This window comes from Arthrobacter sp. YN (genome assembly GCF_002224285.1).
Classification (GTDB): domain Bacteria; phylum Actinomycetota; class Actinomycetes; order Actinomycetales; family Micrococcaceae; genus Arthrobacter.
Map to the genome: position 1 here is coordinate 791336 of NZ_CP022436.1, position 20892 is coordinate 812227.

The 20892-nt window shown below is 62.6% G+C and carries 19 protein-coding genes and 1 pseudogene; 5 read left to right on the forward strand and 15 right to left on the reverse strand.

Translation table 11 applies throughout. The features are described from left to right. Nucleotides 1-196: 196 nt before the first annotated feature. The 11 genes from CGK93_RS03745 to CGK93_RS03800 form a co-directional block, all read right to left on the reverse strand. Nucleotides 197-631 carry a DMT family transporter gene (locus CGK93_RS03745; RefSeq protein WP_089593665.1) on the reverse strand — a complete coding sequence of 145 codons (435 nt, stop codon included), beginning with the start codon at nucleotides 629-631 and terminating at the stop codon, nucleotides 197-199. 34 nt (nucleotides 632-665) lie between these two features. Beyond that, nucleotides 666-986, reverse strand: coding sequence for a DMT family transporter (locus tag CGK93_RS03750; protein ID WP_089593666.1), 321 nt, complete (start codon nucleotides 984-986; stop codon nucleotides 666-668). Nucleotides 987-999: 13 nt separating this feature from the next. After that, nucleotides 1000-1515 carry a nucleoside deaminase gene (locus tag CGK93_RS03755; RefSeq protein ID WP_089593667.1) on the reverse strand — a complete coding sequence of 172 codons (516 nt, stop codon included), beginning with the start codon at nucleotides 1513-1515 and terminating at the stop codon, nucleotides 1000-1002. Next, nucleotides 1512-2135 (reverse strand): DsbA family oxidoreductase, encoded by a 624-nt coding sequence (locus CGK93_RS03760; protein ID WP_089593668.1) that lies wholly within the window; start codon nucleotides 2133-2135, stop codon nucleotides 1512-1514. The genes CGK93_RS03755 and CGK93_RS03760 overlap by 4 nt, the downstream gene beginning before the upstream one ends. A gap of 89 nt (nucleotides 2136-2224) precedes the next feature. After that, nucleotides 2225-2701, reverse strand: a complete 477-nt coding sequence (locus CGK93_RS03765; RefSeq protein ID WP_089597161.1) for a MarR family winged helix-turn-helix transcriptional regulator — start codon at nucleotides 2699-2701, stop codon at nucleotides 2225-2227. Between the two features lie 582 nt (nucleotides 2702-3283). Next, nucleotides 3284-3754, reverse strand: coding sequence for a heme-degrading domain-containing protein (locus CGK93_RS03775; protein ID WP_089593669.1), 471 nt, complete (start codon nucleotides 3752-3754; stop codon nucleotides 3284-3286). Further along, entirely contained in the window at nucleotides 3747-4778 is a 1032-nt protein-coding gene (locus tag CGK93_RS03780) for a Gfo/Idh/MocA family protein (protein WP_089593670.1), read from the reverse strand. Before CGK93_RS03780 ends, CGK93_RS03775 begins: the two co-directional genes overlap by 8 nt. Before the next feature lie 3 nt (nucleotides 4779-4781). Further along, nucleotides 4782-5783 (reverse strand): sugar phosphate isomerase/epimerase family protein, encoded by a 1002-nt coding sequence (locus CGK93_RS03785; RefSeq protein ID WP_089593671.1) that lies wholly within the window; start codon nucleotides 5781-5783, stop codon nucleotides 4782-4784. Between the two features lies 1 nt (nucleotide 5784). Continuing rightward, entirely contained in the window at nucleotides 5785-6963 is a 1179-nt protein-coding gene (locus tag CGK93_RS03790; RefSeq protein WP_089593672.1) for a Gfo/Idh/MocA family protein, read from the reverse strand. Nucleotides 6964-6978: 15 nt separating this feature from the next. After that, nucleotides 6979-8100, reverse strand: a complete 1122-nt coding sequence (locus tag CGK93_RS03795; protein ID WP_089593673.1) for a Gfo/Idh/MocA family protein — start codon at nucleotides 8098-8100, stop codon at nucleotides 6979-6981. Next, nucleotides 8097-8858: a sugar phosphate isomerase/epimerase family protein gene (locus tag CGK93_RS03800; RefSeq protein ID WP_089593674.1), complete on the reverse strand. Its 762-nt coding sequence runs from the start codon at nucleotides 8856-8858 to the stop codon at nucleotides 8097-8099. The genes CGK93_RS03795 and CGK93_RS03800 overlap by 4 nt, the downstream gene beginning before the upstream one ends. Before the next feature lie 218 nt (nucleotides 8859-9076). Here CGK93_RS03800 and CGK93_RS03805 point away from each other — a divergent pair, with 218 nt between their 5' ends. Continuing rightward, the gene (locus CGK93_RS03805) at nucleotides 9077-10294 is read left to right on the forward strand and encodes an ROK family transcriptional regulator (RefSeq protein ID WP_089597163.1); all 1218 of its coding nucleotides are present in this window, start codon (nucleotides 9077-9079) and stop codon (nucleotides 10292-10294) included. A gap of 82 nt (nucleotides 10295-10376) precedes the next feature. Beyond that, on the forward strand, nucleotides 10377-11570 hold the full coding sequence (locus tag CGK93_RS03810) for an MFS transporter (RefSeq protein ID WP_089593675.1): 1194 nt from the start codon (nucleotides 10377-10379) through the stop codon (nucleotides 11568-11570). Between the two features lie 212 nt (nucleotides 11571-11782). Here the strand turns inward: CGK93_RS03810 and aceB are convergent. Both aceB and aceA read right to left on the reverse strand, forming a co-directional pair. Further along, a pseudogene (gene aceB, locus CGK93_RS03815) lies at nucleotides 11783-13434 on the reverse strand (malate synthase A). A 244-nt stretch (nucleotides 13435-13678) separates the two neighbouring features. Continuing rightward, nucleotides 13679-15010, reverse strand: a complete 1332-nt coding sequence (gene aceA / locus CGK93_RS03820) for an isocitrate lyase (RefSeq protein WP_089593676.1) — start codon at nucleotides 15008-15010, stop codon at nucleotides 13679-13681. 144 nt (nucleotides 15011-15154) lie between these two features. On the opposite strand from aceA, the gene CGK93_RS03825 reads away from it, so the two are divergent. Continuing rightward, the gene (locus tag CGK93_RS03825) at nucleotides 15155-16669 is read left to right on the forward strand and encodes an XRE family transcriptional regulator (protein WP_089593677.1); all 1515 of its coding nucleotides are present in this window, start codon (nucleotides 15155-15157) and stop codon (nucleotides 16667-16669) included. A 146-nt stretch (nucleotides 16670-16815) separates the two neighbouring features. After that, a complete protein-coding gene (locus CGK93_RS03830) occupies nucleotides 16816-18117 on the forward strand; it encodes a serpin family protein (RefSeq protein WP_089593678.1) in 1302 nt (433 codons plus the stop codon). On the opposite strand, the gene CGK93_RS03835 is transcribed toward CGK93_RS03830, so the two are convergent. Then, a complete protein-coding gene (locus CGK93_RS03835; RefSeq protein ID WP_089593679.1) occupies nucleotides 18114-18728 on the reverse strand; it encodes a TetR/AcrR family transcriptional regulator in 615 nt (204 codons plus the stop codon). The two genes, CGK93_RS03830 and CGK93_RS03835, sit on opposite strands and share 4 nt — an antisense overlap. A 301-nt stretch (nucleotides 18729-19029) precedes the next feature. Between CGK93_RS03835 and CGK93_RS03840 the strand changes: the two genes are divergently transcribed. Beyond that, a complete protein-coding gene (locus CGK93_RS03840; protein WP_089593680.1) occupies nucleotides 19030-19962 on the forward strand; it encodes a cytochrome b/b6 domain-containing protein in 933 nt (310 codons plus the stop codon). Between the two features lie 66 nt (nucleotides 19963-20028). Here CGK93_RS03840 and CGK93_RS03845 read toward each other — a convergent pair whose 3' ends face one another. Further along, nucleotides 20029-20865 (reverse strand): hydroxymethylpyrimidine/phosphomethylpyrimidine kinase, encoded by an 837-nt coding sequence (locus CGK93_RS03845; protein WP_089593681.1) that lies wholly within the window; start codon nucleotides 20863-20865, stop codon nucleotides 20029-20031. Nucleotides 20866-20892: the final 27 nt, after the last annotated feature.

Sequence of the window (20892 nt, forward strand, 5' to 3'; positions counted from 1 at the left end):
CGTGTCCATATGAGGGCCACTAAGGACTCGTAGGACGGACAGCGCGGAATGTAAATTTGCGTAGGGAACGACATTTTCCACCGTGATTTGATTTCTGACGGATAGAGTCAGTGACAGCATTGAATATGCTGACTGAAGCCCGTCCGGAGCGGCTGGAGTGCCGAGCATGCCGTGGGTCGAGGGGGAATTCTCTTCGTTACTGAGTTGGTTCAGGAGTGGTTTTCCCGGTGGTTTGCTTCCTGGCTTCGATCGTGGGGCTGTCGGCGAGTTTGAGCCAGACGACACCCCCGATGATGACTGCCAGCCAGAACGCCTTGGTCAAGGTCAGAGTTTCGTCGAAGAAGACAGGGCCCAGAAGTGCGGCCCCCACCGCACCGATCCCTGCCCACACTGCGTAGCCGATCCCAACGTCGATTTTCTTTAGGGCCACGCTGAGGAAGAAGAGGGTGAAGAGGAAGAACACAATTGCAATCAGAGACCATGTGAGATTGGTAAACCCCTCGCTTCCGTTCACGCTGAGGGCGTAGCCGACCTCGAATACTCCGGCTAGCAGCAGGGCTGCCCATGGGCCTGTTTTCGTCTCGGCTGCAATCTTTGCCGAACTGTTTGAAGTGTCTGTTGTGGTGGTCATGTTAGGAGTCCTTTCAGGATGTGGGGAGTGAGGATCAGGCGGCGGCGCTGAGGTTCAGCCCTACGACACCGGCGATGACGACGGCGATGCCGAGGAATTTCTTCCAGGTCAGGCGCTGGGAGAGGAAAAGGGCGCCGATGATGACAATCCCGACGCCTGCGACACTGGTCCAGATCGCGTATCCCACTCCAACGTCGAACGTCAGGAGTGCAAGGCTGAGGAAGAAAGTAGCGATTGCGCCGCTGATGAGAGTGGCGATCGTCCACCAGAGTTTGGTAAAGCCTTGTGCTTTTCCGGCTAGGATGCCGACGGCAACCTCGAAGATGACGGCGATGCCCAGGTAGAGCCAGTTCATGATGGTGTTCCTTTCAGTTCAAGTGGTTGTGTGAGCGCAGATCTTTGCGCTCGGTGAGTCCTGGCGTTTGCAGATGGCGTATGAATGGCTCGTTGCCATGCTCAACGGGGAGTGGATGGTAAAGCCCGGCGCGACGTTCATCGGATACCTCCAGCGACGAGTAGCTGGAGCGATAGTCGAAGCCCCACTCGGCCACCGTGTCGCGGTCGATGGCGACGTAGATGGTTTCGATGCCGTGGTCGATCGCGAACCGGTAACAAAGCCCGCACGGCTCGCCCGTTGCCAACAGCACTGCGCCGGTCAGGTCCGTGCGTCCCTGAGCCGACATTGCGTCCCGCATTGCCACAATTTCGGCGTGCGCGGTCGGATCGCGCGTCTCCCGAACCTGATTGACGCCAAACGTCGAAATGACGCGCTTGTCATCAACGACTACCCCCACGAAGGGCAATCCGCCAGCCTCAACGTGGGTAACGCAGCGCGCGACAGCTTCCTCCATTACTTTCAGCAGCTCTGGAGGATAGGTCTTCATGACTGAACCCCCGGAACGTCAGCGATAAGTCCGGCAAAGCTGTCAACCGCCCTCTTCAGCCGGTCAGCATCGGGAACGCCGCTAAGCAGGATTCCTTCGATCATGATTCCCGGCACTGAGGTGATTCCCACAGTGTTCACTGCACGATCCTGATCGGCGCGGTGTCTGGCGCGGCGTTCGTCGCTGTTCAGTGCCGCTTCCACATCAGCTTTGTGAAGTCCAACAGAGACGGCGACGTCAGTAATCACCGCATCATCACCAATGTCGCGATCGTCCTGGAAGAACGCTCTATACATGGCGTTGGAGTACACAACCGCCTTGCCCGCCTCCTGCGCCAGCTGCAACACCATGAACGCTTTCTCCGTCCGCGGCTGTGGAGAGATCGAGGGCAGCTTAAGGGGAACTCCGACGCGGTTGGCCATCGGGAAGACCGAGGCGTTCCAGATGCGCGGCAAGTAGTCGTCCTCCGGTCGAAGGGTGGGGACCGGAGTGGGCCGCAACTCGAACGGACGGATCCGCACCTCGACATCGCGATCTCGTTTCAGTTCCTCGATCGCGTCCTCGGCCAGGAAGCAGAATGGACAGACATAGTCCACGAAGACATCTACCTTTGTGCTCAACGGAACGGCCTCTCTTTCTTTGTTGTTCAACAGTATGAATCTGCATGTGCATACATGTATCGGATTAAAAAACCCCGCAGGGTTCGAGATCAGGAAATCAACTTACCGATCGTTTCGAAGGTGTGGTCCAAGTCCACAATGTCGAGCTGCGGGTAATGCTTTGCTGCATTCTGCAGCAATTCACAGATCTTGGCCTCGTAGGGCTCGCGGATTTCCTTGATTGCATCCAGCCCCCGGTCGGTGATCACTGCATACACACCCCGCCCATCGTCGGGACAGGTGTCGCGGACGACCAGATGCTTACTCTCCATGCGACCCACCAGTCGTGTCACTGAGCTCTGAGTGAGTCCGACCCTGTGTGCAAGCTCCGTGATTCGCAGCTCGTTGCCCGAGGCCCTGCCGAGGAGGAGCGCTGCACGGTACTCGGTAAGGCCGATACCGTAGGTTTCCGCGAGCCACTTACCGAGGGTAGTGTCTACCGCAGCCACGACTGCGGCAACCTGGCACCAGTCTGCGCTGAGGTCGCGCGTGCGGACCTCCCCCGCCGAATCAGAAGAAGAGTCCATGTACATGCATGTAATCATAGCATGTAGGGGTCAAGCCTTCGCACCTTGACTGAGGGGAACGCTCGCTCAACTGCGAAACACCCGCGTTAACAGGCGTTACCAACTCATGTCGCGAGCCACTTCTGCGCGTGCATGGTCGATTTGCTCCTGCGAAGCGCCAGGAACATCAGTCTCAGTTTCAATGCGAGTCAAGAGATCTGCCAAAGCTTGCTTCTCCGCTGGCTGCGATATCGACACCGCATTCAGATCAGCCGACATTAGACAGTCATAGAGAACAACGACGTCCGCGCGCCCGAGCTTGACGTTAACGGTTAGTAGCCTTCATCTTTTTGTTGTTGATGATGCAGCCGTTGAACCTGTGTATCCCATTCTGGTTGTTGATCTGGTCGGCGATAATGGGAACCTTCCGCTGCCTCGCCAGCGACCTGGGCAATGTCGAAAACAACGCAAGTATTGCCGATATGGACTGGTAAGACTTGCCGGGCGAACGAACGTCAACGGCGTCTTCAGGGGCTTTGTCTGACCTCGTCCTTAGTTCAGGCGATGCGCACCTCATCCCATGACATTCGCCCCGAGCGCGTGCTAGGCCGCCACCGTCTTCAAGTAGTTCCGGATGCCATCCACCACCATCTGGTGGTCCTCGTCCGACGACAAGCCGGACACCGTGACGGCACCGACCACGCCGGCATCACGCACACGGATGGGGAAAGAACCGCCGTCCAACGTGTAGTCCTCCGGAGCCAGCCACCCACCACCGAGTGGGTTGCGCTCGGCGAATTGTTCACCCAAGAACGCCGTGCTGTGCTCGAACCGCAGCACGGATGCGGACTTGCGGCGGATCCACTCTTCCTGGTCGGCCGTGGCGCCGGGCAGCACGCAGCGGAAGAGGACGATGTTGTGCCGGCGGATATCGATCGCAACCCCGAACTCCGAAGCGATGGCATGGTTGGCTATCAGTGAGCCGAGCCGCCAAGCGTCATGGTGATCGAACGAAGCGAAGACCAGCTCTTCTTCCTGCTGGCGGAGTTCAGCGAGGCGGGGTGAATCAGTCATTTTTCGTACCTTCCACGACGGCATCGGACTCGTAGCGAAGCCCGATCTGACGGCGGATCTCATCCATCGCGGCCATGATGGCCACAGTCTCACGTGGCGGCAGGATGGTTCCAGCAGTGGAACCGGCCCGAACTAAACGCTCCAGTTCGGCAGCTTGGTACTGCATTCCACGGCTGGCGACGGGCTGGTCATACCGTTCAACAACGCTCCCATCCACGGCATGAACCGTGAAGGGAACGGGGTTGTACCAGGTGTGTTCGATGTCGATCCAGCCGTCGGTCCCGATGACCATGGCGCGGTTGGCGCTGGCGGCGTCGAGCTCGCAGTCCACCAAGGCCTGGGCACCGTTGGCATACTCGAAAATCGCTGCCGTTTGCCGGTCCACACCGGTGGCCGACATGGAGGCGCTGGCCCGTACCGCGGAAGGGGTGCCCAGGATGTCGAACGCGAAGGAGATCGGGTAAATGCCCAGGTCCAGGAGCGCTCCGCCGCCCAGTGCGGGATCGTTCAGCCGGTGGGCTGGATCCTTGGGGAGGCTTTGGTTGTGGCTGGCCACCACCTTCCGGACCTCGCCGATAGTGCCTGACGCGATGATGTCGCGCAGACGGATCATGTGCGGCAGGAACCGCGTCCACATGGCCTCCAAGGCAACGAGCCCCTTGGATTCCGCGAGGTCAACGATGTCCTGCGCCTCGCGGGCGTTCATGGTGAACGCCTTCTCCACCAGGACATGCTTTCCAGCGTTGAGTGCCAGCAGGGCATTCGCGTGGTGGAAAGGGTGTGGCGTGGCCACATAGACCACGTCAACCAACGGGTCCGCTACCAGATCCTCATAGCTGCCGTGCGCGGTAGCCACGCCGTACTCCTCAGCGAACGACTCACTCGATTCCAACGAGCGCGATCCCACGGCTTGCACCGTGAAACCATTCTCCTTCAAGTCCTTGGTCTGGAGCCCTGCGATGAATCCTGTGCCGAGGATTCCCCAGCGGATTGTTCCATCGGAGGTGCCGTTGCTGAGGGTCACGTGTTAGTCCTTGCTGCTGAACGCGGCGTCGAAGGAGGTCTGCGACGCCGGGAAGTCGAACTTCTTCAGGGCGGCCAGGGCTTCGGGTGCCCCATGGAGTCGGTCCATTCCTGCGTCCTCCCATTCTACGGAGATCGGTCCGTCGTAGCCGATTGCGGTGAGGGCCCGGAAAGATGATTCCCAGGGCACATCGCCGCGTCCGGCGGACACGAAGTCCCAGCCGCGGCGGGGATCTCCCCAGGGCAAGTGCGAGCCCATGACGGTGTTCCGGCCGGTGGGGCGGAGCTTGGTGTCCTTGCAGTCCACGTGGTAAATCCGGTCCTTGAAGTCCCAAATGAAGGACACGGGGTCGATGCCCTGCCACATGAAGTGGGACGGGTCCCAGTTCAGGCCGAACGCTTCGCGGTGGCCGATCGCTTCGAGGGTCCGGACGGTGGTCCAGTAGTCGTAGGCGATCTCGGAGGGGTGGACCTCGTGGGCGAAGCGGACCCCGTTTTCGTCGAAGACGTCCAGGATGGGGTTCCACCGGTCGGCGAAGTCCTGGTAGCCGGCGTCGATGACCTTCTCCGGGACAGGCGGGAACATGGCCACGTACTGCCAGATGGAGGAACCGGTGAAACCGACGACGGTGTCCACGCCGAGGGCCTTGGCGAGGCGGGCGGTGTGCTTCATTTCTTCGGCGGCGCGCTGGCGGACGCCTTCGGGTTCGCCGTCGCCCCAGACGCGGGAGCCGACGATGGCTTCGTGGCGGAAATCGATGGGGTCATCGCAGACGGCCTGGCCCTTGAGGTGGTTGGAGATGGCCCAGACCTTCAGGTTGTACTTCTCCAGGACAGCGAGTTTGGATTCGACATAGCCGGGTTCGTCCCAGCGCCAGGCATCCAGGTGGTCTCCGGAGACGGCAATTTCCAAGCCGTCGTAGCCCCAGCCGGAAGCAAGGCGAGCGACTTCCTCGAAGGGGAGGTCGGCCCACTGGCCGGTGAACAAGGTGTACGGGCGGGGCATGTCAGGCTCCTTCAGTAACGGATGCGTTGAGCTGGATCAGTGAGCTTTTTGCGGCCGCGGACTCTTCCACGGCGGCCAGGATGTGCTGGACGTTCAGTCCATCCTCGAACGACGGCGACGGCGCGTCACCGGCCGCGATTGCGGTGAGGAAGTCCCGCATCTGGTGCGTGAAGGTGTGTTCCCAGCCAATGATGTGACCCTGCGGCCACCACGCTTCGAGGTACGGGTGCTCGGATTCGTTGACCAGGATCCGCCGGAAACCCTGCTCACGGACGGGCACCGTGGTGTCCATGAAGTTCAGTTCGTTCAGGTTCTCCAGGTCAAACGTCAGCGAACCCAGCGAACCGTAGATTTCGAGCTGGAGCGAGTTTTTCTGGCCCGTGGCAACACGGGAGGCTTCCACCGAGGCGATTGCTCCCGAGGCGAGCGACAGATTCACCCAGGCGGCGTCGTCGACCGTGACATCCTCTAGTCCGCTTGCGGAGCCACTAGTTCCGGGGCGCTGATCAACAAAAGTCTGGAGACGGCCCGATACCTCGGTGACGGCATCGTCCAGGAGGTACAGGATCTGGTCGATGGCGTGCGAGGCGATATCCCCGAGTGCCCCGGAACCGGCGGTTTCCTTGCGGAGGCGCCAGGACATGGGGGACCCCGCGTCGGTGAGCCAATCCTGCAGATAGGCGGCGCGGACGTGCCGGATGGTGCCGAGACGTCCTTCGGCGATGAGTTCGCGGGCCAGCGCCAACGCCGGGACGCGGCGGTAGTTGAATCCGATCATCGACTGGACCCCGCGGGCACGGGCTTTGGCGGCCGCGGCGGTCATCAACTCGGCTTCACCCAAGGTGTTGGCCAGCGGCTTCTCCACGAGCACATGCTTACCCGCCTCCAAAGCAGCGATGGCGATTTCGGCGTGCATCCACCCCGGCGCGCAGATGTCGATGATGTGGATGTCGTCCCGTTCAATAACGGAGCGCCAGTCGGTGGCGGACTCGGCCCAGCCGTACTTGGCGGCGGCTTCCGCAACGGCACCGGCGTCCCGGCCCACCAGCACTTTCTGCTCGAAGGCCGGGACGTCGAAGAAGCTGGCCACGTTCCGCCACGCATTCGAGTGGGCTTTGCCCATGAAGGCGTAGCCGATTGCCGCAACGCCCAGCGGTGCGGGTTGAGGAGTAGTCGTCATGTTCTTCGCCGGTCCCTAGAGGGTGGCTGTTTCGGGTGCCCAGTCTTCGGGGAGGGCTGGGGAGGCGGGTGCGTTGCTGGTGACGTTGACGAACGTGCCGGATTCGACGGATTCGGTGATCGAGACCATGCTGTCCAGTACGTGGTAGGCGAGGTCGCCGGTGGCGCGATGGGCGGTGCCGTTGCGGAGGGCGCGGGCCATGTCCAGTACGCCGAGGCCGCGGCCGTTGGCGGGACCGGTGGCTGGGATGATCTCGGGTTCTTCCGCGCCTGGGCGCCAGAGTTTCAGGTCGCCGTCGAAGTTATTCGGGTCCGGCAGGGACAAGGTGGCTTCGGAGCCGGTGATTTCCACGAAGCCCATCCGCTGGCGCGGCGACTCAAAGCTGAAGACGCTGTGGGAGGACTGCCCGCCTTCGAACTGTGCCATCGCGGAGACATGGGTGGGGACCTCGACGGCGAATTCCTCGCCGGCTTTGGGTCCGGAACCGATGATGCGGGTGGCTTTTGCGGAGGATCCGACGGCGGCGACCTTGCGGATGGAGCCGAAGGTCTGGATGAGGGCAGTGAGGTAGTACGGGCCCATGTCGAACAGGGGTCCGGCGCCGTGCTGGAAGAGGAACGCGGGGTTGGGGTGCCAGGATTCCGGGCCGGGGGTTTGGAAGGTGGTCATGCCGGTCAGGGGTGTGCCGATGTCGCCGCGTTCGATGATCCGGCGGGCGGTTTGCAGGCCGGCGCCGAGGAAGGTGTCCGGGGCGGTGCCCAGACGGATGCCGGCGGCGTCGGCTGTTTTGAGCAGGCCGAGGCCGGATTCGCGGTCCAGGGAGAAGGGCTTCTCGGTCCAGACGTGCTTGCCGGCGTTGACCGCTGCGGTGGCGACCTCGACGTGCGCGGCCGGGATGGTCAGGTTCACGATGATCTCGACGTCGGGGTGGTTCAGCGCCAGCTCGGGGGTGCCGAATTCGGGGATCCCGTATTCCTTGGCGCGTGCTTCGGCGGCCTCGATGAAGAGGTCGGCGATGACCAGGACTTTCAGGTCGGGGAAGACCGTGAGGTTGTCCAGGTACTGCTTGCTGATGTTGCCCGCGCCGATGACGGCTACGCCTACGGGGCCTTTACGGGTGGAGGGGGAGAAGCTCATGCCTGCGCTCCTTCTGCTGCGTCGGCGCTGGCTGCGGCGGTGAGGTAGGCCAGGCTCTGGGTGATGCCTTCGAAGATGTCGCCGGAGTAGTCATCGAATTCCACCACGCCGACCTCCAAGGACTTTGCTGCGGCGATGACGTCCAGGACCGGGATGGTGCCTTGGCCTGCGGGCTGCTGGGCTTTGGTGTCGGTGGTGGCCGGGCCGTCCTTGATGTGGATGAGCTTTACCCGGTCCCCCAGGCGGGCAAGGAGTTCCACGGGGTCCTGGCCGCCGACGGCTACCCAGTAGGTGTCTACTTCCAGGACCAGTTCCGGGTCCAGCAACCCTTCGAAGTATTCCAGTGCGGTTTTGCCTTCGATGGTGGACTCCAGCTCCCAGGCGTGGTTGTGGTACCCCACGCGGATGCCGTACCCGGCGCCCTTCCTGGCTGCTGCGTTGAGCTTGGCGGCGGTGGCCTGGATGGTTTCGGCGTCCTGCCAGTGCTCCGCGGGAAGGAAGGGATCGATCACCGTGGTGATTCCCAGTTCCTTGGCTGCGGCGAAAATCTCATCCTGATCGGCGGAGAGCAGCGGGGCGTGCCCGGACGGTGCAGTCAGGCCGTTCTCCTTCAACGCAGCACCGAGTTCCTTGGCCGTGGCCACGAAGTTGTACGGCTCCACCTGCTTGAAACCGATCCCGGCAACCTTCTTGATGGTTCCCGGCAGGTCCTCCTGGATGGCATCGCGGAGGGTATACAGCTGAAGTGAATACGACATGGGGTTCCTTTTCGGGAGAGGGTTTTCCGGGAGATCAGGGACTTGGCGCCAGTCTAGTGAGCGCCACTGGGGGAGCCACCGATTTCGCCCGTCAATGGACTGGTCAAGCACTCATTTCAGCGTAGAGGGACTTTTGTCGATCGTCCAGCAAAAGTCGAAGATATTCTGACAAAGTTCTGCTGGATGACATGCATAAGCAATCGTGCTTCACTATGTGGATGACGACAACTGCCGGAACTGACGCCGGAAAAACCTCCGCGCCAGAGGCCGGCAATCTTTCACGCGCCGGGAATTTGTTTCAACTCCTCCGCGACGGCAAGGCCCGTACACGTGCTGAGCTTGTCGAAACCACTGGACTGGCGCGTTCCACCGTTGCTTCCCGTATTGATGCCCTCATCGGTTCAGGACTGGTGGGCCCCGCCGGTGAGGCTTCCTCCAGTGGCGGCAGGCCGCCGTCGCGCTTTGCTTTCAACCCCGCCGCGAGGGTGGTCCTGGCCGTCGACGTCGGAGCTACCCACGTGATTGTTGCCGTTACCGATCTCGGCGGCAGCGTCCTCGCAGAGCGGCGCTTGGCGCAGGAAGTCGCCGACGGCCCGGATGTCGTCCTGGGCCGTGTGGTATCCGCGGGTCGTGATCTCCTGGCCGAAGCGGGACGCGAACCGGGCGACCTCGCCGGCATGGGGATCGGCTTGCCCGGCCCCGTTGAGCACGATACCGGGCGTCCCGTGAAGCCCCCGATCATGCCGGGTTGGGACGGATTCGACGTTGTCTCCTACGTCCAGCGCTCCCTTCCGGTTCCTGTTCTGGTGGACAACGACGTCAACATCATGGCGCTCGGCGAGCGCACCGCTTACTGGCCGGACCACCAGAACTTCCTGTTCATCAAAGTGGCCACGGGCATCGGTGCAGGCATCATCAGCAGTGGTCAATTGCAGCGTGGCGCCAACGGCACCGCCGGCGACCTCGGCCACGTCCGTGTTCCCCGCGGGGACGACGTTCTCTGCCGTTGTGGCAATCACGGATGCCTTGAGGCGCTTGCTTCAGGTCCCGCCGTTGCGCGTCAACTGCAAACGCAAGGGTTGGAAGCTTCCACCGGCGGTGATGTCCTCCGGCTCGTTGCTGAAGGAAATCTGCAAGCGATTCAGGCGTTGCGGCAGGCGGGCCGCGACGTCGGCGACGTGCTTGCCACCGTGGTCAACCTGCTCAATCCGTCCATGATCATCATCGGCGGCAGTGTGGGAGAGGCCGGCGAGCACCTCGTGGCCGGCATCCGCGAAGTGGTCTACCGGCGGTCCCTGCCGCTGGCCACCACGCACCTGCGCATCGGCATCTCCATGGCAGGCCAGCGTGCCGCGGTCCTGGGCGCCAGCCAGATGGTCACCCAGCATGTCTTGTCGCCGGCCGTGATTGAGGCCACGCTCCAAGCATCGGGTTAGGTCTTGTTGGGTGCCGGTTGCCGGATGATGGCGTGATAGCAATGAAAGTGATGAGTACTTTCTTCGCGTCCCCGTGCGCCCGATGAGCCGAATCCTCGCCAGAGTTCCCCGCGGTTGGTTGATCCTGGCGTGCATCGGCCTCATTGCCCTGAACATGCGCGGCCCGTTTGTGGCTGTGGCTCCCGTGGTCGATTCGCTGCAGCAGGATCTCGGCTTCTCGCCGGTTGAGCTTGGACTGCTGACCGGCATTCCCGTGCTGTGCTTCTCGCTTGCATCTCCGTTGGCTTCGCTGGCGGGACGCCGGTTTGGGGCCGAGTTCGCCGTGATGCTCACGTTGATCGGAGTGTTGGCCGGCGTGATCATCCGCTCCAGCGGTGGCGGTGCCTCGGTGATGGTGGGCACGGTGGTCATTGGCGTGGCCATCACCATCGGAAACATCGCAGTGCCGCTCATTATCCGGCGCGATTTCGCACCCCGGCGCCAGGCGACCGCGATGGGCGTTTACACCGCCGCGCTGAATGTTGGCTCGTTCCTCACCTCCGTGGCTACTGCGCCCCTTGCTGAGCTGGTGGGGTGGCGGCTTTCCCTCGCGGCCAGTGCCCTGCTGGCTTTGGCCGCGATTCTGTTCTGGGTTCTTACGGTGGGTGCGCGGCGGGCGTTTGTTCCCCTTGCGGTTCCTGCACCTCCTGCTTCCTCGGCCGGTCGCGTTGCGGGTGTGCGCTGGCTGACGGTGGGCCTCACACTCGGCTTCGCGGGGCAGGCGTTCTCCTACTACGGGGTTACCGCCTGGCTCCCGAGCTTCCTCTCGGATGAGCTCGCCATGGGCACCGCGGACGCCGGAGCAGGATCTTCCCTGTTCCAGATCTTCGCGATTGTGGGCGGCCTGGGCGTACCGCTTCTGGCCCGTTTCGCCAGTACGACGACGGTTGCGGTCACCTTGAGCGCGCTGTGGCTGACCGTACCAGTGGGCTTGTTGCTGGCACCTTCATGGTGGTGGATGTGGTCCTCTTTGGGCGGTATTGCCCAAGGCGGCGGTATCACGGTGATCTTCATAGCCATCATCAAGTTCGCCCAATCTCAGGCCGCCGCCGGCAGGATGTCCGCCGTGGTGCAGGGGGTGGGCTACTGCTTCGCTGCATTGGCTCCCACGGCCATCGGGTTCGTACATAGCGTTACCGACGGCTGGACGGTGCCGCTGTTCGTGATCCTCGGCTCGGTGCTCACGTTCTGTGTGTGCACCACATTGTCCGTGCGCTGGGTGGCCCGGCAGCGGTAGGTGCGGGCCGCCGTCGTGCGTTGCCAGGTTCGATGGGTAGCTGCCGATTAGACGGCAGGAGACGTCTAACGTGCAGCAAGCCATCGAAATGGAGCGAACCGGGCATGGGTAAGCCCCGCTGCTGGGCTGCCTCCCCGACGGTCGGGGTCACTTGTTGCGAAGAGTGCAGGCAGCCCAGCGTCGGGGCTTGGTGTGTCGCTGGCCAGCAAAAGCTAGGCGGCGACGAGTTCCTCCTCCGTGGCCTCTTCACGGGCCTCGGTGAGGAAACGGGCGTACGCGGGGATGGTCAGGAAGGTGGGGAATTCTTCGGCCAGGGTGACTTCTTCGAAGATGGCGCGGGCGTCAGCGAAGCGGTCTCCATCGAAGCGTTCCAGCCGGGCGTATTCCTCGTCCAGCATGTCTTCCACCCACTCGCGGGTGATGATGTCGCCGTTCTCGGTGATGGCGTGGGAGTGGATCCACTGCCACAGCTGGGACCGGGAGATCTCGGCGGTGGCGGCGTCTTCCATGAGGTTGTGGATGGCCACAGCTCCGTTGCCGCGCAGCCAGGACTCGATGTACCGGATGCCCACCTCGATGTTCAGGCGGACCCCGCCCTCGGTGATGGTTCCCTCGGTGCTGGCGATGTCGATCAGTGCGCGGTCATCGGGGGTGACATCCTCGCGGGAGCGATCCAACTGGTTGGGGCGGTTTCCGAGAACTGAGTCGAAGACTTCCCGGCATACCGGCACCAGATCCGGGTGGGCCACCCACGAACCATCGAAACCGTCATTGGCCTCGCGGGTCTTATCGGCACGGACTTTCTCGAAGGAGGCGGTGTTGGCGGCCTCGTCCTTGCGGTTGGGAACAGCGGCGGCCATCCCACCGATCGCCATGGCCCCTCGACGGTGGCACGCCCGGACCAGTTGCTCGGTGTAAGCGCGCATGAACGGCTGGGTCATGGTCACCTGGCCGCGGTCCGGGAGCACGAAACGCGGTCCCCGGGTACGGAAATTCTTGATCAGGGAGAAGATGTAGTCCCAACGGCCGGCGTTCAAACCGCTCGCGTGGTCCCGCAGTTCGTAAAGGATCTCTTCCATCTCGAACGCGGCCGTGATGGTTTCGATCAACACCGTGGCGCGGATGGTGCCCTGCGGGATGCCGAGCAGATCCTGGGCCAGGACGAAGATGTCATTCCACAGACGTGCTTCAAGGTGGTTTTCGATCTTCGGCAGGTAGAAATACGGTCCCTTGCCCTGGGCCAGCAGGCGGCGGGCGTTGTGGAAGAAGAACAAACCGAAGTCCACAATTCCACCGGCGATCGGCTTGCCGTCGATCAGCATGTGCTTCTCGGGCAGGTGCCAGCCACGAGGCCGGACCACAATGGTGGGCAGGTCCTCGGCGGCCTTGAGCTTGTATTCCTTGCCCTCAGGCGAGGTGAAATCGATGCGCCGCTCCAAAGCATCGGTCAGGTTCAGCTGCCCCTGGATAACGTTGCGCCACGTCGGCGTGGACGAGTCCTCCATGTCAGCCAGCCAGACCTTGGCCCCGGAGTTCAGGGCGTTGATGGTCATCTTCTTATCCACCGGGCCCGTGATCTCCACGCGACGATCCTCCAAGCCCGGAGCCGGGGAGCTACCCGCCAGGTCGGATCATTCCGGATGCCCTCGGTCTGCGGCAGGAAACGCGGATCCTGACCACCGGAAATCTGGTTACGGCGGGCGTGCCGTGCCTGCATCAGCTCCTGACGACGATCAGCCGTGGCCCGGTGCAACTTGCCAATGAACTCAAGCGCATCCGGGGTCAAAACCTCGTTCTGCCGGCAAATGGGCTGAGCAGTAATAGTGATGCCATTAACAGTGAAGTTGTCAGTGAAGCTGTTCATTTCAAAACTCCTAAGAAAAAGTTCGACGGCGGCGCCTCGGTGAGGTTGACACGAGGCCGAAGGTGCGGTGATGCGGCAGCCTGCGTAAAAGGGGCCCTGCGTCCCGGTCCGTCCTCGCTCAGCGAGGTCGAAACCGGGACGTGGGGAATAGCAGGCAGAGCATTGCCGTTCCGCAGGCCGGAGGCGACAATCGCCGTCGTGCCCTGTGGTGAGCGAAGCGAACAGCTCACCGTGGGCGTGTTGGTTAGTGGAATTGGCCCTCTTCGGTCGATCCGACCAGTGCGAGGGTGGATGCGTTCGGGTTGAGCGCGGTTGCGATGTCGTCGAAGTAGCCGGTGCCGACTTCGCGCTGGTGCTTCGTAGCGGTGTAGCCGCGGGACTCGGAGGCGAATTCCTTTTCCTGGAGTTCGACGTAGGCGCTCATGCCTTCTCGGGCGTAGCCGTGGGCGAGGTCGAACATCGAGTAGTTCAGGGCGTGGAAGCCGGCCAGGGTGATGAACTGGAACGTGAAGCCCATTGCACCGAGTTCGCGCTGGAACTTCGCGATGGTGGTGTCGTCCAGGTGCTTGCGCCAGTTGAAGGACGGGGAGCAGTTGTAGGAGAGCATCTGGTCCGGGAACTCGGCCTTGACCGATTCGGCGAACTTGCGGGCCAGTTCCAGGTCCGGGGTGCCGGTCTCCATCCAGATGAGGTCGGAGTACGGTGCGTAGGCCTTGGCACGGGCGATGCAGGGTTCGATGCCGTTGCGGACCTTGTAGAAGCCCTCGGCAGTGCGAACCGGCTGTCCGCCTTCGCGGAGGATGAATTCCTGGTCGCGCTCGTCCACGTCGGAGGTGATCAGCGTTGCTGCTTCGGCGTCAGTGCGGGCGATGACGACGGTGGGGGTGTCGGCGACGTCGGCTGCCAGGCGGGCGGCGTTCAGCGTGCGGATGTGCTGCTGGGTGGGGATCAGGACCTTGCCGCCGAGGTGGCCGCACTTCTTTTCGGAAGCGAGCTGGTCTTCCCAGTGAACGCCCGAGGCGCCTGCGGTGATCATGGATTTCATGAGCTCGTAGGCGTTCAGGGGGCCACCGAAGCCGGCTTCTGCGTCGGCCACGATCGGGACCAGCCAGTCTTCAACGGTCTTGACGCCCTCGGCATATTCGATCTGGTCTGCGCGGAGCAGGGCGTTGTTGATGCGGCGGACAACCTGCGGGACCGAGTTGGCCGGGTACAGGGACTGGTCCGGGTAGGTCTGGCCTGAGAGGTTTGCGTCTGCGGCTACCTGCCAGCCGGAGAGGTAGATGGCGCGGAGGCCGGCCTTGACTTGCTGCACTGCCTGGTTGCCGGTCAGTGCGCCCAAAGCGTTGGTGTAGCCGCCGGTGGGAGCTTCCTCGGTGAGCTGCTTCCAGAGCTTCTCCGAACCGCGGCGGGCCAGGGTGTGCTCTTCGGAGACGCGACCGCGGAGGCGGACGACGTCGGTGGCCGAGTAATCACGGGTGACGCCTTCCCACCGCGGGTTGGCGGACCATTCAAGTTCCAGCGCTGCTGCCTGCTGCTCTGCGGACTGCTCTGCGGGTTCAAATGAAGCGGTCATCTTGATCTCCTAAGTGGTGCCCGGGCCGGCCTCCGCTGCGCCTTTGCTGCATCGGCCGGCTTGTCCGGGGTCTGTATTTCTTTTTCGTAAGTCCTACTTTTCTGCACTTCCAAGAGGGTTACTAGAGGAAAACTATGGAAAGAAATGCACTTCTTCGCGTATTCTCAAGAAATGTCGCCTGTGAGCTGGAATCGTGAAGTCGCATCGCCGTCGTTGTCGCCCGCGTCCCCTGAACTGGACGTCATCAGCCTTGGCCGCCGCGTGCGCCACCTGCGCAAGCAGGCCGGACTGACGCTGGACGACTTGAGTGCCGCCGTCGGGACCGCGCCCAGCCAGCTGAGCCTGATTGAAAACGGCAAGCGGGAGCCCAAACTGGGGTTGCTGCAGCAGCTGGCCGCGTCGCTGAATGTGAGCATCGACCAGCTGCTGGGGGCCGAGCCGCCGAGTCGCAGGGCGGCGCTGGAAATTGAGCTGGAACGGTACCAGCGCGGACCGCTCTACGAGTCCCTGAACCTGCCGAAAATCCGCATCAGCTCGCGGCTTCCGTTGGATGTGCTGGAGTCGCAAGTGGGACTGCTTCAGGAGCTGGAACGCAAACTTAATGAGCAGGTCGCGACGCCGGAGGAGGCCCGCCGCGCGAACGGCGAATTGCGTGCCATGATGCGCGAGCGCGGTAACTATTTCCCCGAGTATGAGGCAGAGGCACAGAAGGTCCTCAAAGGGGTGGGCTACACCACGGGTCCGCTGAGCCAGCACGTCATCGCGGACATCGCTGAGAACCTGGGCTTCACCCTGCATCATGTGGGCGATTTGCCGCACTCCACGCGGTCTGTGACGGACTTGAAGAACCGCAGAATTTACCTGACGCAGAGCCAGCGGCAGGATCACGACCCCCGGTCGGTGCTCCTGCAAGCGCTGGGCCACTACGTCCTGGGGCATGAAACTCCGCGGAACTACGGCGATTTCCTGGCACAGCGGGTGGCTACCAATTACTTTGCGGCTGCGTTGTTGCTTCCGGAACAGGCAACGGTGGAGTTCCTGCAAAAGGCCAAAGCGGCCAAGGAGATCGCCGTGGAGGACATCCGGGATGCTTTCGCCGTGTCCTACGAAACTGCCGCCCACCGTTTCACCAACCTGGCCACCAAGCATTTGGGCATCACCACGCACTTCCAGAAGACCCATCAGTCCGGCATCATCTACAAGGCGTACGAGAACGACGGCGTCACTTTCCCACAGGACCACACCGGGGCCATTGAGGGGCAGCCGTCGTGCAAGGCGTGGACTTCGCGGGCTGTCTTCGACGTGCCGGACAAGTTCAGCGCCTACAGCCAGTACACCGACACGCCCTCGGGCACGTACTGGTGCACCGCCCGCACCGAGCGATCAGCGAACGGCGAATTCTCACTCAGCATCGGTGTTCCCTACCAGCACGTGAAGTGGTTCCGCGGCCGCGAGACCACGGCCCGCGCAACGTCCAACTGCCCGGATCCGAATTGCTGCAAGCGGCCGCCGGCCTCCCTGGCCAACGAGTGGGCGGGTAACGCGTGGCCCTCCGCCCGGGCGCATTCGCACCTGCTCGCTGCCATGCCTCCCGGTGCGTTCCCTGGCGTGGACGAGACCGAGGTGTACAGCTTCCTGGCGGCCCACTCGGAGCGCTGACCCCCACGCTCTCTCACATCACTCGTGCTTGAGCCCCACGCTCTCTCACATTCCGGCAACATTTGGCGATCCCCCTCTCACTTCGCGTGAGTTCGGCCGTCAAAAGGGGCACCATGTGAGGACAACGCCAAGCAGGGGGATGCGCCATGAATTCAGTCCGGAAGGTGGCCGCGGCCATCGCGGCAGCCGCCATGGTGAGTGGTTCTGCGACTCTCAGCGCCTGCGCGCCCCAACCAGCCGACGTCGGGCTCTTAACCGCCGACGGCGTGACCCGGGCTTCGGTCCAAACGGCGGACTACTCTGCGCAGCTTGAAGCCTTCAATGCGTCCGCACGCAAGCTCGGCGCCACCTTGCTCGCCGATGGCGGCGACTCCTCCAACGGAAACGTCGTGTCGTCGCCGGCAAGCCTGTTGATCGCGTTGAGCATGCTCCGCGCAGGCGCCTCGGGTGCCACGGCGGCAGAAATGGACTCAAGTCTGGGGTTGCCCGCCGAGGGGCGCGACGAAGCGATGAACGCGCTGCTCGCCTCCCTGGAAAAGTTCGACGGCGACCCCGGCTCAGTCGACGAAGAGAACCCGCCGCGCAAACCGGTGATGCATGCTGCCAACGGGCTGTTCATTGATAAAGGCGTCCCCACCGGCGAGGCCTTTCTCGCCACGCTCGCCAAACACTTCGGCACCGGGGTGTACCCGGTGAATTTCAAGGATGAGGCCGTCACCAAACCGACCATCGATCGCTGGGTCAGCAGGAACACCGGGGGCCGGATCAAGGAAGCACCCGCACAATACGATCCAGCGAACACCTTCAGCCTGCTCAACACGCTCTATTTCGCAGCGGCCTGGCAAGAGCCCTTCGACGCGAGTGACACCTCGGATGCGCCGTTCACCAAGGCCGGCGGCGAGGTGATCAACACGCCAACCATGCACTCGTCGCTCACCATGGCCTACGCGGAAGCTCCCGGCTGGAAAGCTGTGGACTTGCCGTACGCCGAGGGCTTCGTGATGCGGCTGGTATTGCCCGACGGCGGTGCGTCGGGGTCGGCGGGTCCGGCTGTGGTTTCTGCGGAGGTTCTTGGTGAGGTGGCGGCCAGGTTGGGCAGCGCCCCGTTGGATATGGTCCACCTGCAGCTACCCAAGTGGGACCACAAGACCAGGTTCGACCTGAGGAAGGTCTTCGAAACACTGGGACTCAACCAGATGCTGGCCACGGACAAGGACTTCAACGACATCCAGCCGGACATGAAACTGACCCAGGCTGCGCAGGCCGCCAACATTACGGTGGCCGAGAAGGGCACGGTCGCCTCAGCAGTGACGCAGTTGAACGCAGTGGCATCGAGCGCCATGATTCCAGAACGGGAGCTGATCCTTGACCGCCCGTTCCACTACGAGATCGTGCACGTGGAGACCGGCATGCCGCTGTTCACTGGCTGGGTGGCTGACCCGCGCTAGCGGACCAACCGCTGCACCAGCACCGCCGCGGCTTGGACAACCTCGTCGGCCTCGCGCTTGGTGGCGCTGAGGGCTACTTCCTGCCCTGACACGGTGACGATGTCCGTGATGACAGCGACCGTGAGGCGGCCCAAGGTGTCGTCGCTGGCCCCCAGGAGCACAGTGTTTTGCCGGACCCACTCGCGTCCGCGCTCGCGTCGTAGAACCTCGAAGCCCGGGGGAGTGTCGCCTTCTATGAACACGCGCTCAAGGTCGCGGTGTTTCCAGGTGTAGTCGAAGTAGCTGCGGCTGCCTACGTTGAACAGGGCCAGGGGATCGTTCTCGCCGCCTTTGCGGGCTTTGGCCACGGCCGCGGCCACCAGGCGCTCGTGTTCGTTTTGATAGTCGTCCCACAGTGCAAGGAAGAGTTCTGTTTTCCCGCCGAAGTGGTGATAGAGGCTGCCTACGCTGGATCCGGCGCGGGCCACGATGTCCGAGATGCTCGCATCGGTGAAGCCATGCTCGACGAATACATCGCTGGCCGCATCCAGCAGATTGCGTTGGGTTGCCGCGGTGCGGGTCCATTTCCAGGAGCCGGCATTGCTGGCTACTTCGGAAGTCTTACGGACCACGCTTGGGCTCCCTTCGCGGCAGGACGTAGATCGGAGTGTCGGACGGCTATTTTTTGGAATCCTACCTCCCAAGGAATCCACATAGCCAGCATCAAGCCTTGACTGGCTCATGAAACACAGGAAATAATTCTGGAAGTCTGTTCTAGAAATACGTATTGCGGCATGTATCCGAATGCTGCGATTTTTGACGTCGAACGCCCCGAAACCCGGGTGCCGTTTTCACCGTCGGGCCGCAACTGGTTGAATCGCTGTATAGCGCCAACTGGTCGCAGCCAAACAAGCCAGAGAGGAACGCGGCCTGATGTCCGTTTCAAGCAAGTCGTCCGGGATCACGTCGAACAGGTGGTTCAAACCCGTCGTCGTCACCGCAGGAGCTTTGGTGGTGGCACTGATCCTGGTGCTCGTCGCCCAATGGCTCCGGACTCTCCAGCCCGTGCAGCAATTCCTCACCGATTACCCCGGACACTCGGCCGTTCCCGCGGGCGCCCCCACGGGCTTCCCCGCCTGGCTCGGCTGGCAGCACTTCCTCAACATGTTCTTCATCGTCCTGATCATCCGTTCGGGGTGGCAGGTGCGGACCACCACCCGCCCGGCGGCCAACTGGACGCGGAACAACAAGGGCTTCATCAAGACCAAGAACCCGCCTACCAAGATCAGCCTTGACCTTTGGTTCCACCTGACGCTGGACGCGCTCTGGGTCTTGAACGGCATCATCTTCATCGTGTTGCTCTTCGCCACCGGGCAGTGGTTGAGGATCGTGCCGACCAGCTGGGACGTCTTCCCCAACGCAATCTCGGCCGGCCTGCAGTACGCCTCGCTGAACTGGCCCGTCGAAAACGGCTGGAACAACTACAACAGCCTGCAGCTCCTCACCTACTTCATCACGGTCTTCATCGCAGCCCCGCTGGCCATCATCACGGGCCTTCGGATGTCCGGGGCATGGCCAAAGAAGGCCGCGATCAACAAGTTCTACCCCATTGAACTTGCGCGCAAGATCCACTTCCCGGTGATGATCTACTTCGTCGCGTTCGTGATCGTCCACGTGACGCTGGTGCTGGCCACTGGCGCGCTGAGGAACCTCAACCACATGTACGCCTCCAACGACGACGCCAACAGTTGGTGGGGTTTCGGGATCTTCGCAGCTTCCATCGTTTTCACGGCGGCGGCATGGTTCCTCGCCCGGCCCTTGTTCCTGCGCCCGATCGCCTCGCTCATGGGCAAGGTCTCGCGCTAACACGCCCGCACAGCAAGAGCCGCCCCGGATGCGTTCCGGGGCGGCTCTTCTTGCAGGTACGAAAAACTAGGACAGAGCCCCGCCCTGCCACAGCGCATCAAAGGGAGCCCCGGAGGACACACGGTTCTTGATACCCGTGGTCACGAATGCCTTCGCCGTACGGGCTGCTTCAAGCGGCGTGGCACCCTTGGCCAGTTCGGCCGTCACAGCTGCAGCAAGGGAGCAACCGGCGCCGGACACAGCAACTTCGCCGACCTTCGGGGCGCGCAGGACCTCCAGCGTCTCACCGTCGTAGTAGACGTCGACGGCGTCGGGGCCTTCCAGCCGCACCCCGCCTTTGGCGAGGACTGCTGCACCGCTGATTTCATGGATGCGGATGGCTGCGGCCTTCAGGGATTCTTCGTCAGTAATGGTGAGCCCCGAAAGGGACTCTGCCTCGAAATGGTTCGGAGTGACGAACGTTGCCAGCGGGAGGATCTGTGCCTTCAACGCCTGGTCAGTGTCCAGGGCGTGGCCGGGTTCTTGGCCCTTGCAGATCAGGACCGGGTCCAGCACCACGTGCTTGAAGGATCCGTCGGTCAGGGCCTTCTCCACGGTGCTGATGGTTGCCGGGCTTCCGAGCATGCCGATCTTCACGGTGTCCAACACCGATGGTGCGCCGGAAGCGGCACCATAGGCCGCCGTCGTGGCTTCCAGTTGGTCTGCGATGACTTGCTGGTCCACCGGTACAAAGCGGTGGTTCCAGTTGTCCTTCGGATTGAAGGAGACGATGCACGTGAGGTTCGCGATGCCGAACACTCCGAGTTCCTGGAAGGTCTTGAGGTCGGCCTGCGCGCCGGCGCCACCGGTCGCTTCGGAGCCGGCGATGGTCAGGGCAATGGCAGGGGCAACGGCTGAAGTCATGTCTTCATTTTGGCAGTTGCTCCGGTT

Coding starts and splice junctions, on each gene's coding strand:
- CGK93_RS03745 (WP_089593665.1), bottom strand. CDS start 631: ATGACCACCACAACAGACACTTCAAACAGTTCGGCAAAGATTGCAGCC.
- CGK93_RS03750 (WP_089593666.1), bottom strand. CDS start 986: ATGAACTGGCTCTACCTGGGCATCGCCGTCATCTTCGAGGTTGCCGTC.
- CGK93_RS03755 (WP_089593667.1), bottom strand. CDS start 1,515: ATGAAGACCTATCCTCCAGAGCTGCTGAAAGTAATGGAGGAAGCTGTC.
- CGK93_RS03765 (WP_089597161.1), bottom strand. CDS start 2,701: ATGGACTCTTCTTCTGATTCGGCGGGGGAGGTCCGCACGCGCGACCTC.
- CGK93_RS03775 (WP_089593669.1), bottom strand. CDS start 3,754: ATGACTGATTCACCCCGCCTCGCTGAACTCCGCCAGCAGGAAGAAGAG.
- CGK93_RS03785 (WP_089593671.1), bottom strand. CDS start 5,783: ATGCCCCGCCCGTACACCTTGTTCACCGGCCAGTGGGCCGACCTCCCC.
- CGK93_RS03790 (WP_089593672.1), bottom strand. CDS start 6,963: ATGACGACTACTCCTCAACCCGCACCGCTGGGCGTTGCGGCAATCGGC.
- CGK93_RS03795 (WP_089593673.1), bottom strand. CDS start 8,100: ATGAGCTTCTCCCCCTCCACCCGTAAAGGCCCCGTAGGCGTAGCCGTC.
- CGK93_RS03800 (WP_089593674.1), bottom strand. CDS start 8,858: ATGTCGTATTCACTTCAGCTGTATACCCTCCGCGATGCCATCCAGGAG.
- CGK93_RS03805 (WP_089597163.1), top strand. CDS start 9,077: ATGACGACAACTGCCGGAACTGACGCCGGAAAAACCTCCGCGCCAGAG.
- CGK93_RS03810 (WP_089593675.1), top strand. CDS start 10,377: ATGAGCCGAATCCTCGCCAGAGTTCCCCGCGGTTGGTTGATCCTGGCG.
- aceA (WP_089593676.1), bottom strand. CDS start 15,010: ATGACCGCTTCATTTGAACCCGCAGAGCAGTCCGCAGAGCAGCAGGCA.
- CGK93_RS03825 (WP_089593677.1), top strand. CDS start 15,155: ATGCACTTCTTCGCGTATTCTCAAGAAATGTCGCCTGTGAGCTGGAAT.
- CGK93_RS03830 (WP_089593678.1), top strand. CDS start 16,816: ATGAATTCAGTCCGGAAGGTGGCCGCGGCCATCGCGGCAGCCGCCATG.
- CGK93_RS03840 (WP_089593680.1), top strand. CDS start 19,030: ATGTCCGTTTCAAGCAAGTCGTCCGGGATCACGTCGAACAGGTGGTTC.
- CGK93_RS03845 (WP_089593681.1), bottom strand. CDS start 20,865: ATGACTTCAGCCGTTGCCCCTGCCATTGCCCTGACCATCGCCGGCTCC.